We start from the raw sequence: 3,505 nt of genomic DNA, 5'->3' as shown, positions 1-3,505 counted from the left end.
CTTTTACATATTTCCCCAATATATATAGTTGTTCAGGTAAAGGTTTTCGTGTAGCTGATTTATTTGTTTTTTGTCGTTCAAAATCAGTACGATATTTCCTTTTACTTATGGCACAACTATGTCCGGCAGCAGCGTGTAGAGATTACATGCTGCTGCTTTCTTTGAATAAACTAACTAACTATATAATAACTAACAAGTAATAAAATGAAAAAGATTATTTTCTTATTAACAGGCGTTTTATCAATTGGGCTAACTCATGCCCAGGTCGGCATAAATACAACGAATCCTCAAGCAACTTTGGATATAATTTCTTCAGGTAATAGTAGTGCAACGCAGGCCCTTTCAGTTAAAAACAGCTCCGATAGAGAGATTCTCTCATTACAAGATAATGGTTATTTGGGGTTGGGCGTACCGAGCCCTGGTATCCGTCTGGACCTGCGTGACGGATTCAATAATTCTATCATCGGTATCGGTACTAGTAGCCAGACAGCAGCTTCAGCACAAGCCGGAGCCATAAAATATGACCCCGGGTTTCAAGGTTTATATCTTTCCGATGGTACAGTTTGGAATAAGCTGAGTGCTCATGTAATCCGTACCTATGTTATTGGCGATATAAACAGTGCCACTCAATCTTTTGCCAACAACACCTCTACGGTGATTCAGAATTGGCGGGAACAAGAAGATCTCTTAGGAAGCTTTAATCCCACAACAGGCGTCTTTACAGCACCGCGTGACGGCACGTACACGATGGCTGTGATTGCCACATTTAGCAGTAGCCCGGTAAGTGCTAACAGTTTTATGCAGCTGGAACTCGTATCACCAAGCGCTATAGTTAAAAGTCAAAGTAGTTATTACGGTGCAGGCACATTTCAAGCCAGTGTCCTCTGTTCGGGAAGCTTTAATTTATTGTCAGGACAAACGCTGCAAGCAGTGTTAACACACACTCTGGGTGGAACCAAAAATCTGAGAACCGGATATTGTAATTTAAGTATTTTGGAAAATTAAGTTTCCAGTTCCGATAAACACAGCCCTATAAATCACAGTATGTAAATTAATTAGTATAAAAAATAATGAATAGTAAAATTATAAAAACAATGACCGCTACGTTTTTTAGCCTGTTGCTGTCGGTGGCAATGCTAAGTGGACAAAGCGTAGGCATAAATACCAATACCCCCCTTGGGACACTTGATATTTTCTCACAAGGATCCAGTAATCTAAGCGACAATCTACGGATAATCAACTCTGAGGGAGCCCCCCTTTTGAAATTGCAGGACAATGGTTATCTGGGGCTGGGAACAACAAGTCCAGCTGTACGTCTGGATTTGAGAGGCAGTTCAGGAAGCAACAATATTATCGGTATCGGGGGTACTAATCTTTCAGCATCAGCCGCTCAGTCCGGAGCTTTAAAGTATGTGCCAAGTAGTACGGAATTACATTTTTCAGATGGAACACAATGGATGTCTCTGGAAGCAGATATGGTAAGAAGTTGTGTGGTTGCCGATAATTCTTACAATATGGTGGTCTGTCCCAACAATGCAACTACCCGTTTGGGTAGCTGGGATGTCCAATATGACCCTCTGAACTCTTTTGATGGAACGACTGGTACCTTTACAGCTCCTAAAACCGGATTGTATACAGTTCTATTTGTGGTGCAGATGCTTGCAAGTCCTGTTCAAGCAGATAGTTATTTGGAAGGTATGTGGGTTGCGAGTAACGGTGCGACGATTAAGTCTGTGAACTCTTTTGCAATAGCAGGTACTTTTATGACGCCTATTATTTGTACAGGTACACTCTTTCTGAATGCAGGTGATACTCTATATCCTCAGGTCTCTCATAATATGGGCATAGATAAGTATCCTCGTTTCCAAGGTACTTCTCCAGGAGGAGGCGTGACGAGTACTGCTTTTAATAAGTTATCTATTGTTATACAATAAATATCTACAGAAATGAAAATAATTATTTTATATATACTACTTCTTTCCTCCTGTTGTCTTTTTTCCCAAATCGGGATAAATACAGAATCACCAATTGCCACTCTGGATATCAAATCCGAATCGACCACCATGCCGGTTATTTTATCACGCAACTCAGCTAATACCGAATTAAGCAGACTACTCGATAACGGGTATTGGGGATTGGCAAGGACTAATCCTGCGGTAAAAGTCGACTTGAGAGGATCTCTGGGTAATGGCGAATTAGGGTTGGGCACAACGGCGATGACGGCAGCAGCTGCCGGAGCCGGAGCTATCAGGTACAATAATGGCGTAGAATATTCGGATGGGAATACTTGGTTACGATTAGCTGTTTTACCTACCAAAGCATACGTAATAGCCAAGAATGAGGTGGCACTAGATATGACGACAACAGGTGTTTCTTCTGTTAATATATGGACAAACTGGACAGAAGTAGAGGATTTGACAAACAGTTTTAATCCCGTAACAGGAGTCTTTATTGCTCCCCGTACAGGTGTATATGCGGTATCATGTACAGCTATGTTCGAAAATGTAGTGTTGATATCAGGTCTATCCCTTATACATTTAGAGCTCATTATTAGGATTAATGGTCTTACTAATGATCCTATAGCATCTAAGAGTACATTTTCTGCTCCTGCTAGTTCGGGAATTCCATTCAATGCGACACTTGTAAATAAGGCATTTCTATATCTTGTGGCGGGTGACAATCTGAGTGTTCTTATTTATAGCAATAATAGGCAAAGTCAAATAAAAACAACGACAGATGGATCATATAATACACTAACTATATCAGAGATGTAAGTAGTTTTTAGGATGTTCGGGTAATGCCGGTGATCAGATAGATATCTGGCTGGGACAAGGCAGTGTTAGTTCTGGAGAATATAATATATGAGGAGTGTATATTCAAGTTTTGTGAATCCAAATTCAGCAGCAACAAGTATGCTATTTTGAAAATTGCAGATGACTTCAGCCCCTTCGAATTTCAATCGAAGGGGTTCCCTTTGCAAATACACCCATATATTTTATATAGAATAAAGTATTTTGCCCAATAAGTGAGAAAAAATACTAATAACTAAAAATGGGTGAAAGTTTCTCTTGTTGTTGCTCTTTTTCATATATATTCTGTCAGAGATTTATTTGCAACTGTTTTTGAGCATTTGGTATTACGGAGGGTCTATTGATGTGGTATATTTATTTTGTTTTAGACCTAAATAGTATATTTAATCTAGTATTCAATGTATTCTTTTGTAATATCCATTTTGACTAATGAGAAGTCGAATTTCTTTATTGTTTATTTGGTGTGTATATATCCTCATGGAGAAAAAAACTAAATGTTATAATATGTCTATATTTATTTAGCTTAATAACTAGCTAAGATAAAATGGCAAAAATGTTTTCATCTTGGCTACTATTTGCTTATTAACAGCCTGCAATTCAAAAAAGAGTGAAGAAGTCATTTGGTAGTAATTTTAAAACTAAAAATGAGCGTTATGACAAATGAATTAAAGGTGTTATTTTACCTGAAAAAGAAT

General features: G+C 38.5%; 4 protein-coding genes. All 4 read left to right on the top strand.

Annotation, left to right across the window (positions count from 1 at the left end):
- On the top strand, positions 1 to 200 hold a 200-nt coding region (locus tag IR022_RS19880), incomplete at its 5' end, for a hypothetical protein (RefSeq protein ID WP_206759616.1).
- Between the two features lie 4 nt (positions 201 to 204).
- Positions 205 to 1,005, top strand: coding sequence for a hypothetical protein (locus IR022_RS06330; protein WP_194203079.1), 801 nt, complete (start codon positions 205 to 207; stop codon positions 1,003 to 1,005).
- Between the two features lie 65 nt (positions 1,006 to 1,070).
- Positions 1,071 to 1,934, top strand: coding sequence for a hypothetical protein (locus IR022_RS06325; RefSeq protein ID WP_194203078.1), 864 nt, complete (start codon positions 1,071 to 1,073; stop codon positions 1,932 to 1,934).
- A 12-nt stretch (positions 1,935 to 1,946) separates the two neighbouring features.
- Positions 1,947 to 2,774, top strand: coding sequence for a hypothetical protein (locus IR022_RS06320; RefSeq protein WP_194203077.1), 828 nt, complete (start codon positions 1,947 to 1,949; stop codon positions 2,772 to 2,774).
- Positions 2,775 to 3,505: the final 731 nt, after the last annotated feature.

The sequence above is a fragment of the Dysgonomonas sp. GY617 genome (assembly GCF_015233815.1).
Lineage (GTDB): Bacteria > Bacteroidota > Bacteroidia > Bacteroidales > Dysgonomonadaceae > Dysgonomonas_A.
This window is presented reverse-complemented; position numbering and strand designations above follow the sequence as displayed.